The sequence below is a fragment of the Marinobacterium sp. MBR-109 genome, assembly GCF_040547565.1.
Lineage (GTDB): Bacteria > Pseudomonadota > Gammaproteobacteria > Pseudomonadales > Balneatricaceae > Marinobacterium.
Genome location: NZ_JBEPPZ010000001.1, coordinates 157,076 through 170,964 on the forward strand (window position 1 = coordinate 157,076; position 13,889 = coordinate 170,964).

Here is a 13,889-nt window from a genome sequence, read left to right on the forward strand (position 1 = left end):
AGCTTACTCCCGCTCCCCTGCCGTACGCAGGATTTCAACCACCAGCTGACTGAAGCTGATACCCGCCTCACGGGCGGCCATGGGCACCAGGCTGTGGTCTGTCATGCCAGGGGCTGTATTCACCTCCAGCAACTGGAACTGCCCATTGGCATCCATCATCACATCCACACGGCCCCAACCATGGCAACCGGCGATGCTGAATGCCTGCTGCACCAGCTGCTGCAAAGATTCGGTCTGCTCCTGCGAAAGTGCGGTTCTGAAGTGGTAACCGGTATCCGCCGCTTCATACTTGGCAGTGAAGTCATAGAAATCATGCGGTGTTTCCAGCCGGATCACCGGCAAGGTTTCATGCCCAAGCACCGCCACTGTAAATTCCGGCCCATCCACCCACTGCTCGGCAATCACACTGCTGTCGTAGGCGGTTGCCTGGGCGAAGGCGGCTTCAAGCTCTTCACGGCTGCGCACCTTGCTCATGCCGATGCTGGAGCCTTCATGTGCAGGCTTGACCATGATCGGATACCCCAGACGGGCTTCAACAGCCCCAAGGTCGGCACCTTCGTCCAGCACGGCAAATGCCGGTGTCGGCAACCCTGCCCCCTGCCACAGCAGCTTGCAGCGCAATTTGTCCATACCCAACGCCGATGCGCAGACACCGCTGCCGGTGTAGGGCTTGTGCATCATTTCCAGCAGACCCTGAATGGTGCCGTCCTCTCCACCACGGCCATGCAGAATCAGGAAGGCACGGTCAAAATCGGCCTGTAGCAGCTGCGCAACGGGGTCACGTCCGTCCGCCGCCAGATCGATGCCAAAAGCATCCACTCCTGCAGCCTGAAGGCCTCGCAGCACCTCAGCACCACTGCGCAGAGAGATTTCCCGCTCAGCGGAGCGCCCTCCCATGATGACGGCCACACGGCCAAAGGCAGCCGCTTCTGATGCATCCAGTCGCCACTCATTCATGCTTTTTTCTCCGCATCGACCGCTGTAAGACTTTCCTGTTTCAACTGGTGAGCAAGGCTGGTGATATTGCCGGCACCCTGAGTCAACACCAGATCACCGGGCTGCAGCACATTGCGCAACACCTCTGCCACATCATCGGGCCCTTCAACAAACACCGGTTCAACACCTCGTTGGCGGATGCTGCGGCACAGACTGCGTGAGTCCGCTCCCGGTATTGGCTCTTCACCGGCCGGGTAGACTTCCATCAACAACAGCAGGTCCACTTCCGACAGCACCTGTACAAAGTCTTCGTACAGATCTCGTGTTCGGGTGAAGCGGTGCGGCTGATAGATCATCACCAGGCGCCGATCCGGCCAGCCTTCCCGCACGGCGCGAATAACCGCCTGCACCTCACGCGGGTGATGGCCATAGTCGTCCACCAGTGTGGCGCTGCCGTTGGCCAGTGGCAGCTCGCCCAGCACCTGGAAGCGGCGCCCAACCCCCTCGAATTTCTCCAGTGCGCGCACAATGGCGGCATCATCGATCTGCTCGTCGGAAGCAACTGCAATGCAAGCCAGTGCATTCAGCACGTTGTGCCGTCCCGGCATGTTCAGGCACACATCGAGAGGCTTCTGCCCCGACGGACGCTCAACACGGAAACGGGTCTGCATGCCATTCTGTTGCAGATCCAGCGCACGGTAATCGGCGCCTTCATGAAAGCCATAGGTCAGGGTCGGACGGCTGACCTCAGGCAGAATCTCCCGTACCACCGGATCGTCGGTGCAGAGTACGGCAAGGCCATAAAACGGCAGGTTGTGCAAAAAGCTGACAAAGGTCTGCTTCAACTTGCCGAAGTCGCCGCCATAGGTATCCATATGATCGGCGTCAATATTGGTCACGATCGCAACCATTGGCTGCAGGTGAAGAAAAGAGGCATCACTCTCATCGGCTTCGGCGACCAGATAGCGGCTGCCGCCAAGCTGAGCATTGGTGCCGGCACTGGTCAGTCGGCCACCGATCACGAAGGTGGGATCGAGCCCGCCTTCCGCCATGATGGATGCCATCAGACTGGTGGTCGTGGTTTTGCCATGGGTACCCGCTACCGCAATGCCGTGGCGGTAGCGCATCAGCTCAGCCAGCATCTCGGCTCGACGCACCACCGGAATGCGCAGCTCGCGTGCGGCGGCCACTTCCGGGTTGGTTTCGTTCACCGCAGTTGAGGTCACGATGACATGAGATCCCACCACGTTACCTTCGGCGTGGCCGATAAAGACCTGAGCACCGAGCGATTTCAGCCGATCCGTGGTGGCGGATGGGCGGATATCAGAGCCGGATATCTCGTAACCCTGGTTCAGCAGGACTTCGGCAATGCCACACATGCCAACGCCACCGATGCCGACAAAATGGATGCGGCGAATGCGGCGCATCTCAGGCACCTCGTAGACTTTCACGCTGCGGTTCACCGCTGTCACTTCATAACCTCCAGACAGATTTCTGCCACTGTCGTGCTTGCTTCGGGGCGGGCCTGTTCACGTGCCCGCTCGGCCATCTGCAATAATTGTTCTCGGCTGCCAAGTTCGCTCAGCAGAGCGGCCAGCCGCTCCGGGTTCAACTCGGACTGCTGCACCACTCGCGCAGCACCGGCCTGTTCCAGATGCCGCGCATTGGCGGTCTGGTGGTCATCCACCGCATGGGGGAAAGGCACAAAAATGGCACCCAGACCGGCAATTTCGATCTCACTCACGGTGAGTGCACCGGAGCGACACAACACCAGATCGGCCCAGCCGTAGGCCTTGTCCATCCGATCAATAAACGGCACAACACTGGCCGTCACGCCCGCTGCGGCATAAGCCGCTGTGGTTGAATCCAGATGACGCTTGCCGGTTTGATGCCAAACCTCAGGCCGCTGCTCCTGTGGCAGCAGTGCCAGAGCCTTGGGCAGCATCTCATTGATCGCCAGCGCACCCAGACTGCCTCCCACCACCAACAGGCGCAGCGGGCCTTCACGGCCGGCAAAGCGTTCTGCCGGAGGCGCCAGCTCAAGGATCGGCCCACGCACCGGGTTGCCAGTCGTGATTGCCCCCTTGCGCCCGGCAAAAGCCTGCGGAAAGGCCTGCAACACTCTGCTCGCCAGACGTGCCAGCGTGCGGTTGGTCATGCCCGGAATCGCATTCTGCTCATGCACCACAACCGGAACCCGTAACAGCCACGCCGCCAGACCGCCTGGGCCTGAAGCAAAACCACCCATGCCCAGCACGACATCCGGTTTGGCGCGGTGCAGTACGCCCAGTGCCTGACCCAATGCACGGGCAAGCTTGAAGGGTGCCAGAAGCAGGCTTAACCGCCCCTTGCCACGCAACCCTGTCACTGAAATGCGATACAGCGGAATGCCGGCCTTGGGCACAATTTCGTTCTCGATACCGACTTGGCTGCCAAGCCATTCGACCGCCACACCACGCTGACGCAGAATATCGGCCGTTGCCAGCGCCGGAAACACATGCCCACCGGTGCCACCTGCCATGATCAGTACCTTGCGTGAGGTGTCACTCATGCCGGTCGCTCCTCCAGTTTCAGTATTCGCCGTACCAGCGGCAATTCACGCGGTACCTGCTTCAACTGCTGACACTTGAGTTCGTAGTCGACGCGCAGCACGATTGCGATCATTCCGGCACAGACCAGCAGACTGGATCCACCGTAACTGAGCAATGGCAGAGTCAGCCCCTTGGTCGGCAGCGCTCCCACGTTTACACCGATATTGATCAGTGCCTGACCGGCAATGATGAAGCCGAAGCCATACACCATGTAGGCCTTGAAGAACTGCTGCAATTTTTCGGCACGGCGACCGATGATGAAAATCCGGGCCACCAGCAGTACATAAAGCGCCACCACAATCAGCGCCCCCAGCAGCCCCAGCTCTTCTGCCAACACTGAGTAGACAAAGTCAGTATGCGCCTCGGGCAGGTAAAACAGCTTTTGTACACTGTTGCCCAACCCGGTACCAAACCAGTCACCACGGCCAAAGGCGATCTGTGCCTGCGACAGCTGGTAGCCGCTGCCAAAAGGATCCGCCCAGGGGTCGGTGAAGCTTTTCAGGCGCTCAAGCCGGTAGGGCTGAGCGAAGGCCAGCAACCCAACCAGCATGCCGGCAGACACCACAACCACCAGCAGCTGCATGAAGCGCATGCCGCCCAGAAACACCATGCCGGCCACGGTGCCGACGAGTACAACCAGCGCACCGTAGTCAGGCTCCATCAGCAGGGCCACACCGTAAAAACCCATCGGAATGGCCGGCTTGACCACGCCCCACCAGCCGCTGCGCACTTCCGCCAAACGCCTGACCAGGTAACCGCTGATAAATATCACCATGCACGCCTTGGCAATTTCGGAGGCCTGAATGTTGATGGGCCCCACGCCGATCCAGCGCCGCGAACCATTCACTTCACGGCCAATGCCGGGAATCAACACCAGTACCAGAAACGCCAGACCGATCAACAGCAGCACGCCACTGTATTTCTCCCAGGCCCTGACCGGCACCATCAGGGCCAGAGCGGCACTCACCAGTGCAACCAGCAGAAACCCGCCATGGCGCAGGATGAAATGAGCTGGTGAGCCAAAATCGCGTGCCGCCACATCCATGGAAGCGGACGTAATCATCACCAGCCCGGTCAACATCAAGGTAAGAGTGCTCACCAGCAGCAAGGGATCGACAGGCGCCACTCCGGCCGGCACCTGCAGCCTGGCGGGGATCTGAATGGACGGCAGCGCCAGTCTCATGACAGTCCCTCCACCGCCTGAATGAATACCTGACCACGCTCGCTGTAACCCGAAAACATGTCGAAGCTGGCACAGGCCGGCGACAGCAGTACCACATCCCCCGGACGTGCAAGCTCAGCGGCACACTGCACCGCCTCCGCCATGCTGGCGGCAAAGTGATGCTGTGGTCCTTCAACCTCTGCCGCGATTTGGCTGGCATCTCGACCGATCAGCACCAGATCACGGCTGTAGCGATGCAGCGGGGCAGCCAGTGAAACAAAGGACTGGTCCTTGCCAACGCCACCCGCGATCAGAATCAGACGGGCGTCACCTTTCAGCGTAGCGCCCAACCCCTCCAGCGCCGCCAGCGTAGCGCCGACATTGGTGCCCTTGGAGTCGTTGTAATAGCTCACACCCGCAACGTCCGCGACCCACTGACAGCGATGCGCAAGGCCCGCGAACTGCTGCAGCGCACTGAGCGACGCGTCGCGTGGAATATTGACCGCATCGGCCAGCGCCAGCGCCGCCAGGGTATTGGCCAGATTGTGGCTGCCGCGAATTTTCAGTGCCGAGGCCGGCAGCAACGGCTCAAGCCCACAGGCGAGCCAGGTTTCACCCTCATGATCCAGCAGGCCGTAATCCTTGAGATCCGGTCGATTCAGCCCAAAGCTGCGCAGCTGCATCCCCTGGGCCAGCAGGGGCTGAGTCAGCGGGTCCTCACGGTTGGCAACCACGACAGCGGCGCCACGGTAGATGCGCTGTTTGGTCAGGGTATAGTCCTGCATGCCGTTGTAGCGATCGAGATGATCAGGACTGACATTCAGCACGGTCGCTGCGGCCGCGCGCAGTTCATGCGTGGTTTCCAGCTGAAAACTGGACAGCTCCAGCACATACAGTTCAGCCGGGGCCTCCAGCAGATCCAGTGCCGGGGTACCGATATTGCCGCCCACGCCCACCCTGATACCGGCTGCAGCGGCCATCTCACCTACCAGTGTGGTCACGGTACTTTTGGCATTGGAACCGGTAATGGCCACGATGGGGGCCGTCGCCTCACGGCAGAACAGGTCGATATCACCCAGCAGCGGCACACCTGCTGCCACCGCCGAGGCGATGACCGGATGCCGTTTGTCCACCCCGGGGCTGATGATCAGCTCGCCGGCACGGCCAAGCCAGTCGGCATCAAGCTCACCAAGATGAAGCTCTACAGACGGAAATTCAGCCCGAAAGGCATCAGCCCCGGCCGGAGCCTCGCGGGTGTCGCAGACCGCAAAATGCAGCCCTCGCCGGTGCAGGTAGCGCGCACAGGACAACCCGGTCTGGCCCAGACCGATGATGATGCGCTGCTTGTCAGTCGTAATCAGACTCACCCTGCTCTCCTGATTGATCAATTTCGTTAGCGAAGCTTCAACGTGGCCAGACCGATCAGCACCAGAACGACAGTGATGATCCAGAAACGCACGATGACCCGCGGTTCCGGCCAGCCTTTCAGTTCAAAGTGGTGATGGATCGGTGCCATGCGGAAAATACGTCGCCCGGTCAGCTTGAATGAGGCCACCTGAAGGATGACGGAGATGGTTTCCATCACGAACACCCCGCCCATGATCACCAGCACCAGCTCCTGTCGCACGATGACAGCGATCACACCCAGTGCCGCACCCAGTGAAAGCGCGCCCACATCGCCCATGAACACCTGCGCGGGGTAGGTGTTGAACCAGAGAAAGCCCAGACCGGCCCCGACAATGGCACCACAGAAGATGATCAGCTCGCCGGAACCCGCCACATACGGAATGTGCAGATAATTGGCAAACTGAACGTGGCCGCTCAGGTAGGCAAACACGGCCAGCGCCCCCGCCACCATCACCGTCGGCATGATCGCCAGACCGTCAAGGCCATCGGTCAGGTTGACTGCATTGGAGCTGCCCACAATGACGAAGTAGGTGAAGACAATGAAGAAAATCCCCATATCAATGGCGATATCCTTGAAAAACGGCAGAATCAGCTGGGTTTCCACCGGTGACTGAGCGGTCATGTAAAGCACGACGGCGGCACCCAGCCCGCCAATCGACTGCCAGAAATACTTCCAGCGTGCAGGCAACCCGCGCGGGTTTTTCTCGATCACCTTGCGCCAGTCATCCACCCAGCCAACGGCACCAAAAATCAGCGTTACTATCAATGTCACCCAGACATAGCGGCTGGTCAGATCACTCCACAGCAGCGTACTGATTGCGATGGAGAGCAGAATCAGGGCGCCCCCCATGGTAGGCGTTCCCGCCTTGCTCAGATGTGACTGGGGGCCGTCAGAACGGATCGCCTGACCGATCTGTTTTTCCTTAAGACGCGTAATCAACCAGGGACCCAGAAACAGCGACAGGCCCAGAGCGGTCAGGATTCCCATGATGCCGCGCAGGGTGATGTAGCGGAACACCCCGAAGCCGGTATAAAACTGTGACAGGTAGTCAGCGAGCAACAAAAGCATGGTTTCAGTTATCCCCTTTCAACAGGGCCGCAACTACCCTGTCCATTGCGGCACTGCGCGAGCCCTTGACCAGAAGGGTCAGCTGCTCCGGCGGCAGTGCCTGAATTTTTGTTATCAGTTGTGTTTGTGTCGCAAAATGCTCGGCTCCCTGCCTGATCGCCGCATAGGCATCGGCCGCTGCACGCATGGCAGAGCCGGTCACCAACAGCTGATCAATCTCACGCTCGGCTGCATAACGTCCCACTTCGGCATGCAGCTGCTGCGATTGCTCGCCCAGCTCTGCCATATCACCCAGCACCAGCACTCGATGTCCCGGCAGCTGGGCCAGCAGGTCGATGGCCGCCTTTACCGCATCGGCATTGGCGTTGTAGCTGTCATCAATCACCAACGCGCCGTTGGCAAGGCGATGTGGACTGAGACGCCCCGCCACCGACTGGCACTGATCCAGCACACCGGCAATCTTCGACAGCGGTCGACCGGCAGCCACCCACGCCGCCGCTGCAGCCGTTGCATTGGCCACGTTGTGGCGCCCCAGCAGCTTCAACGACACCGGCAACTGCTCTGTGCCGTCATCCAGCACAAAGCGCCAGCTGCCATCCGGATTCATCTCAAGCTTTGAGGCACTGACATCGGCAGCGCCATTTTCGACGCCAAAGCTGATCATGCGACGCTTCAGCCGTTGCAGGCGCTCAATCCAGGCCGAGGCATGGGGCGAGTCCAGATTGACAACCCCCACGCCACCTTCCGGCAACCCTTCAAAAATTTCGCCCTTGGCACGCACCACGCCTTCCAGACTGCCAAAGCCTTCCAGATGGGCACCCATCGCATTGTTGAGTACCGCCACATCGGGACGGGCCATGGCGGTCGTGCGGGCAATTTCGCCCTGCGCACTGGCGCCCAGCTCGATCACCGCGGCCTCATGCTCGGGTGACAGCTCCAGCAACGTCAACGGCGCGCCGATTTCGTTATTCAGGTTACCCCGAGTGGCCAATACCGTGCCGCTGGTGGCCAATAGCCGTGCCAGCATCTCTTTCACCGTGGTTTTGCCGCCACTTCCGGTGACGGCAAATACGGGCGCACGGAACAGCGAGCGGTTGTATCCGCCCAGCTGCCCCAGTGCCTTTAGGGTGTCGGTGACAACCAACTGGGGCAGGGTTGTGTTCATCAACTGACTCACAACCACTGCCTCAGCCCCCTTCAACTCGGCAGCACCGACAAAATCGTGACCATCAAAATTAGGGCCCTTCAATGCCACAAACAGATCACCCGGCTGCAACTGCCGGCTATCCGTGACAACCCTTGCGACGGTCCTGTTCTCTCCCTGAAGATGCGCTCCAAGTACCTGCTTGAGCTCATCCAGTTCGAAGGCGCGCATCATACATCAGCTCCCTGTTTCAATACACGCAAGGCGTGTTCATGATCACTGAACGGGTGACGTGTTCCATCTGTTTCCTGATAATTTTCATGCCCCTTGCCGGCAATCAGTACGAGATCACCGGGACCGGCATGGCTGACCGCCCAGCGAATGGCGGCCGCACGATCCGGCTCAGCATGCAGACGCGCAGTTGCAGGCACCCCCGCCATCACCTCGCGAATGATCTGCTCGGGTGATTCACTGCGCGGGTTGTCACTGGTCAACACCAGCCGATCGGCAAGCTCTGCTGCAACAGCGCCCATTTCAGGCCGCTTGCCCCGGTCACGATCACCGCCACAACCAAATACACACCAGAGATGGCCGCTGCCCGGTTGATGCAGACGCAATGCCTGCAACGCCTGCGCGAGTGCATCCGGGGTATGGGCATAATCAACCACAACCAGCGGCTGTCCTTCTGCCTGCGGCAAACACTCCATACGTCCGGCCACCGGCCTGACTGCACCGAGGGCTGACGCGATCTGTTCAAGGCTGAAGCCCAGCAACTGCAGCAGAGTTGCACTCAGCAGCAGATTGCTGACATTAAAGCTGCCCAGCAGGGCCGACTGCACATACTGATGCCCCTGCGGGGTTGTCAGCTCGAAGCGGCAGCCTCGGGCATCAAATTTCAGCTCGCTGGCAGCCACATCAACACCGGGTTCGGCACTGCCGAAACCAAGCACACGGGACGATTCGCTGGCCTGACGCTCAAACAGGGTGCGACCAAACACATCATCCAGGTTGATTGCCTGCAGCGGCGGGGCATAGTCTACAAACAGACGCGCCTTGGCATCGCCATAGCGCGCCATGTCACCATGATAATCAAGATGGTCACGGGTCAGGTTGGTGAACGCTGCCGCCGTAAAATGCACCCCGGACACACGCTTCTGGTCCAGTGCATGGCTGGACACCTCCATCACCACATACTCGGCCCCCTGAAGTCGAAACCGGGCCAACAGCGCCTGCAATGCGATGGGATCAGGCGTGGTGTGGGTTGCTGGCTGCAGGTCATCGACAAAGCCGTTGCCCAGTGTGCCGATCACGGCACAGCGATGCCCCAACGACTCAAGTGCCTGTGCCAGATAACTGCTGCACGAAGTCTTGCCATTGGTGCCGGTGATGCCGATCACCTTCAAATGCTGGCTGGGCCGGTCATGAAAGCGACTCGCCACCTGACCCACCACCTGATCCAGGTCATCAACTTCCAACAACGGAACCGAAACCGCGGCCCGCTCGGCACTGTCCAGCACGCCACGCTGCACCATCACCGCAACGGCACCACGCTTGACCGCATCCGCGATAAAGTCGGCCCCACGATGACTGACACCATCGCGTGCAAAGAACATATCACCTGACTGCACCCGGCGACTGTCCAGTGCCAGACCGCTGACATTCACACTGCGATCAGACGGCAAAGCCGCAAGCGTTGCACACGCCTGCGGCAGTAATGTCAGCAATGATTGTGAATACTGATTCATTGCATCGCCACCTGAGATGAAGAAGGTTCAGGCCACTTGTCTGGTGGCACGTTCAGAAGCCGCAGCGAGCCGGCCGCAATACGCGAAAAAACCGGCGCCGCAACCAGCCCGCCGTAATATTCCTGCCCTTTCGGATTATCGACCATCACCGCAATCACCAGACGCGGGTTGGTCAGAGGGGCAATCCCGGTAAATACCGACACATATTTATCCTCGGCATAGCCGCCACCGCTTGCCTTGTGCACCGTGCCGGTCTTGCCGCCTACCCGATACCCCTCAACCGCTGCCCGGCGCCCGGTACCCTGTGCGCTGATAACGGTTTCGAGCATGTCCAGTACCTGAGGCCCCACACCCGGCGGCAGCACACGGGTGCCGGCAGGTGTCTGGGTCTGTTTCAGCAGGGTCGCCGGTCGCATCATGCCGTCTGCCGCCAGCGGGATATATGCCTGTGCCAACTGCAGGAGTGTGCTCGAAAGGCCGTAGCCATAGGACATGGTTGAGCGCTCAACACGCTGGCGCTCCGCCAGAAACGGCAATACCCCGGTGCGCTCCCCGGGGAAGCCGGTACCGGTATCGCGCCCAAGCCCCACATTGTGCAACAGGTTGCGAACAGTATCGTGCGGCATCTCAAGGGCAAGCTTGGTTACACCCACGTTGCTGGACTTGGTAATAATGCCGGTAAGATCCAGCTTGCCGTAATTGCGATGATCCTTGATGCTGGCGCCACCCACTCGGATGTAGCCAGGCGACGTGTCGATCACCGAATCGCGCGTATACTGGCCGCTCATTATGGCCGCCGCCACGGTCAGCGGCTTGATGGTAGACCCCGGCTCAAACAGGTCGGTCAGCGCCCGATTGCGCAACGCATCCGTGCTGAGTCCGGACCGATCGTTGGGGTTGTAGGATGGCTGATTCACCAACGCCAGCACTTCTCCGGTCTTGGCATCCAGCACCACGGCAGAACCGGAATCGGCACGGTGTGATTCGACCGCTGCCTTGAGTTCGCGATAGGCCATATACTGCAGGCGCAGATCGATACTCAACTGCAGGTCATTACCGGCATTGGCATCCTGCAATGAGCGGATATGCTTGATGGTACGACCCACGCGGTCCTTGAGCACCAGCTTGCGTCCGGGTTCGCCCCGCAGGCTGTGGTTATAGGCCAGCTCAAGCCCTTCCTGCCCCTCACCATCCACATTGGTGAAGCCGACCAGATGGGTTGCCACCTCCCCAACCGGGTAGTAGCGCTTGTATTCACGATCCGCATGCACGCCAGGAATACCCAGCGCTTCAACCGCTTCAGCCAGCTCAGGCGTTACCTGTCGCTTCAGATAGAGGAAGCGGCGCTCGGGGTTTGCCGTCAGCACCGACTTGAGCTCGTGCGGCTTCATATCGAGCAGCTGAGCCAGACGGGTCAGCCCACCGTGTTGCAGATCGGTTCGCAACGGGTCAGCCCAGATGGTTGCGACCGGCGCACTCACGGCAAGCGGTTCGCCATTGCGATCCGTAATCAGGCCACGATGCGCCGGAATCAACATGGTACGCAGCGTTCGGGCATCGCCCTGACTGCGCAGAAAGGCCTGATCATCACCATAAAGTGATAACAGTTTTGAGGTGATGCCCGCCACGATCAGCGCCAGCAAAAACACAACCAGCCAGATCCGCCAGCTCCTGGCTGCATGGGTCTGTATGATCGGATCTTCACTTTTGCTCATGGCGTACGATCTCGATTGCTTCGGTTTCCGGCACGACCATATCCATCTCACTGGCTGCCAGCGACTCTATCCGGTGGTGTGAGGACCATACACTCTGCTCCAGCAGGTACTGACCCCATTCCACCTGTAATTCATCCCACTGATGCACCAGAATCTGATGCTGGTTGAACAGACGGCGATATTCATAGGCCGAAAAAATGACCGCCATCGCACTGATCATCACCGCCAGGGTCAGCCCCGTCACCAGCAACGCCGGTACCAGCAACTCACCACCGCTCACAATGCGCTGCTCAGCCTCCCCTTTCGCCTGCTGCGGCATGAACCGGTGCTGGACAGACTCAAGCCGTTCGCGCCAGAACTCGGCCGTCAGCCAGGCAGGTGTGCCAAAACCGAACTTCATGCCAGCTTGATGGCGGCACGCATCACAGCACTGCGTGCCCTGGGGTTCTGGCTCAACTCATCCTTACCTGCCTTCACGGCCTTCCCTGCCGATTTCAGACGCCGCTTCATCATTGCATCCGTCACCGGCACCCCCGGTGGTAGGTGTTCATCCCCTTTAACGTGACGGCGAATGAAGCGTTTCACAATCCGGTCTTCCAGCGAATGAAAGCTGATCACCACAAGCTTGCCGCCCGGCGCCAGCACCTCAAGCGCCTGATCCAGACACTGCTCCACATCTTCCAGCTCACGGTTGATATGGATGCGAATACCCTGAAAGGCGCGCGTTGCCGGGTTTTTGCCTTTTTCCCAGCGCGGATTGGCCTCTGTAATGATTTTGGACAGCCGTGCGGTTGTAGTAATGGGCGCCTGCTCTCGTTCAGCCACGATTGCGCGTGCCATGCGTCTTGAAAAACGCTCTTCGCCGTAGCGATACATCACATCCGCGATTTCCTGCTCATCGGCGCGGTTTATCCAGTCAGCGGCACTCTCGCCACGACTGGTATCCATGCGCATATCAAGCGGGCCGTCATTAACGAAGCTGAAGCCCCGCTCAGGATCATCCAGCTGTGGCGAACTGACCCCCAGATCCAGCAGTACGCCGGTGACCTGCCCCATCAAGCCACGCTGCTCGACAAAGGACTGCAGCTGTGCAAAAGAGCCGTGCTCGATACTGAATCGGGGCTCGTCAGCAAAACGCTCGGCGGCAAAGCTGATTGCCTCGGGATCCTTGTCGATGGCCATCAGACGACCACCCTCAGAGAGTTCTACAAGGATGCGCGCGCTGTGACCGCCACGACCGAAGGTGCCGTCGATATAGAAGCCTTCCCGGTCTGTCACCAGCTCCTGGACCGCCTCTTCCAGCAGTACTGTGGTATGGCTGAATGTCTGACTCATGCTGCCCCGTTACCTGGGAGTGCGTTAAAGTGACAGTGACTGCAGCTCTTGAGGTATTTCTTCATCCTCATCAGCCTGCAGATATTCGTCACGCGTACTGTTCCAGAGTTCTTCACTCCAGATTTCAAACTTGTTGCCCTGCCCCAGCAGAACGATTTTCTTGTCCAGCTGCGCATACTCACGCAGCGGTGCCGGCAGCAACATGCGCCCGTTGGCATCCAGCTCCAGATCGGTCGCGTGACCGGTCAACAGACGCTGAATGCGACGCACCGCCTTGTTAAAACTCGGCAGCGCGTCAATGCGGGCCTGAATTTCGTCCCACTCGGGCTGAGGATAAAGCAGCAGGCATTTGTCTTCGGTATCAATCGTAACCACCATACGGCCTTCACAATGGGTGTGTACCGACTCGCGATAGCGTGCCGGAAGCGCCATTCGGCCCTTGGCATCGAGATTGATCGGATTGACTCCGCGGAACATGACGCCCACTGTCTTTCCCCAAATAGCCCACTTTTAACCACTTTTTCCCACTACGCGACACTATAGGTAGTAAGCACAGCAGATGCAAGGTGGAAAAGAGGTGAAAAGGGTGTGGCTTTCAGCTGAACCCTGAGCCGTACCCGACCTGATTAAAAGTGGCCACAGCCCATGCAGCATGCGACCTGCACGGGAAGCCGATAGGAAACATGGGGTTGCGGGTCTGCGGATGAAATGAACGTCAAAACGTCAGTGGGAGAGGCAGCAACAATTCACCACATACACGGAGGGATTCGCGATTGAACAGCCGG

12 protein-coding genes are annotated in these 13,889 nt (G+C 59.5%); all 12 read right to left on the bottom strand.

All coding sequences use genetic code 11. The features are described 5' to 3' along the window. Positions 1–3 precede the first annotated feature (3 nt). From ABIE60_RS00750 to mraZ, 12 genes are read right to left on the bottom strand one after another with little or no spacing between them, the layout of a single operon-like run. Complete coding sequence (locus tag ABIE60_RS00750; protein ID WP_354466966.1) at positions 4–957, bottom strand: D-alanine--D-alanine ligase; 954 nt, start codon at positions 955–957, stop codon at positions 4–6. Then, a complete protein-coding gene (gene murC, locus ABIE60_RS00755; RefSeq protein WP_354467619.1) occupies positions 954–2,363 on the bottom strand; it encodes a UDP-N-acetylmuramate--L-alanine ligase in 1,410 nt (469 codons plus the stop codon). The genes ABIE60_RS00750 and murC overlap by 4 nt, the downstream gene beginning before the upstream one ends. A gap of 41 nt (positions 2,364–2,404) precedes the next feature. Then, entirely contained in the window at positions 2,405–3,487 is a 1,083-nt protein-coding gene (gene murG / locus ABIE60_RS00760) for an undecaprenyldiphospho-muramoylpentapeptide beta-N-acetylglucosaminyltransferase (RefSeq protein ID WP_354466967.1), read from the bottom strand. Further along, positions 3,484–4,710 (bottom strand): putative lipid II flippase FtsW, encoded by a 1,227-nt coding sequence (gene ftsW, locus ABIE60_RS00765; protein ID WP_354466968.1) that lies wholly within the window; start codon positions 4,708–4,710, stop codon positions 3,484–3,486. The genes murG and ftsW overlap by 4 nt, the downstream gene beginning before the upstream one ends. Next, entirely contained in the window at positions 4,707–6,056 is a 1,350-nt protein-coding gene (gene murD / locus ABIE60_RS00770) for a UDP-N-acetylmuramoyl-L-alanine--D-glutamate ligase (RefSeq protein ID WP_354466970.1), read from the bottom strand. Before murD ends, ftsW begins: the two co-directional genes overlap by 4 nt. A 26-nt stretch (positions 6,057–6,082) precedes the next feature. Then, positions 6,083–7,165 carry a phospho-N-acetylmuramoyl-pentapeptide-transferase gene (mraY, locus tag ABIE60_RS00775; protein WP_354466971.1) on the bottom strand — a complete coding sequence of 361 codons (1,083 nt, stop codon included), beginning with the start codon at positions 7,163–7,165 and terminating at the stop codon, positions 6,083–6,085. Between the two features lie 4 nt (positions 7,166–7,169). Next, positions 7,170–8,543 carry a UDP-N-acetylmuramoyl-tripeptide--D-alanyl-D-alanine ligase gene (locus tag ABIE60_RS00780; protein ID WP_354466973.1) on the bottom strand — a complete coding sequence of 458 codons (1,374 nt, stop codon included), beginning with the start codon at positions 8,541–8,543 and terminating at the stop codon, positions 7,170–7,172. Beyond that, the gene (locus ABIE60_RS00785) at positions 8,540–10,054 is read right to left on the bottom strand and encodes a UDP-N-acetylmuramoyl-L-alanyl-D-glutamate--2,6-diaminopimelate ligase (protein ID WP_354466974.1); all 1,515 of its coding nucleotides are present in this window, start codon (positions 10,052–10,054) and stop codon (positions 8,540–8,542) included. Before ABIE60_RS00785 ends, ABIE60_RS00780 begins: the two co-directional genes overlap by 4 nt. After that, positions 10,051–11,769 carry a peptidoglycan D,D-transpeptidase FtsI family protein gene (locus tag ABIE60_RS00790; protein ID WP_354466976.1) on the bottom strand — a complete coding sequence of 573 codons (1,719 nt, stop codon included), beginning with the start codon at positions 11,767–11,769 and terminating at the stop codon, positions 10,051–10,053. The genes ABIE60_RS00785 and ABIE60_RS00790 overlap by 4 nt, the downstream gene beginning before the upstream one ends. After that, a complete protein-coding gene (gene ftsL, locus ABIE60_RS00795; RefSeq protein ID WP_354466978.1) occupies positions 11,756–12,169 on the bottom strand; it encodes a cell division protein FtsL in 414 nt (137 codons plus the stop codon). Before ftsL ends, ABIE60_RS00790 begins: the two co-directional genes overlap by 14 nt. Further along, positions 12,166–13,104: a 16S rRNA (cytosine(1402)-N(4))-methyltransferase RsmH gene (gene rsmH, locus ABIE60_RS00800; RefSeq protein WP_354466980.1), complete on the bottom strand. Its 939-nt coding sequence runs from the start codon at positions 13,102–13,104 to the stop codon at positions 12,166–12,168. Before rsmH ends, ftsL begins: the two co-directional genes overlap by 4 nt. Before the next feature lie 24 nt (positions 13,105–13,128). After that, positions 13,129–13,581 (bottom strand): division/cell wall cluster transcriptional repressor MraZ, encoded by a 453-nt coding sequence (gene mraZ / locus ABIE60_RS00805; RefSeq protein ID WP_354467621.1) that lies wholly within the window; start codon positions 13,579–13,581, stop codon positions 13,129–13,131. Positions 13,582–13,889: the final 308 nt, after the last annotated feature.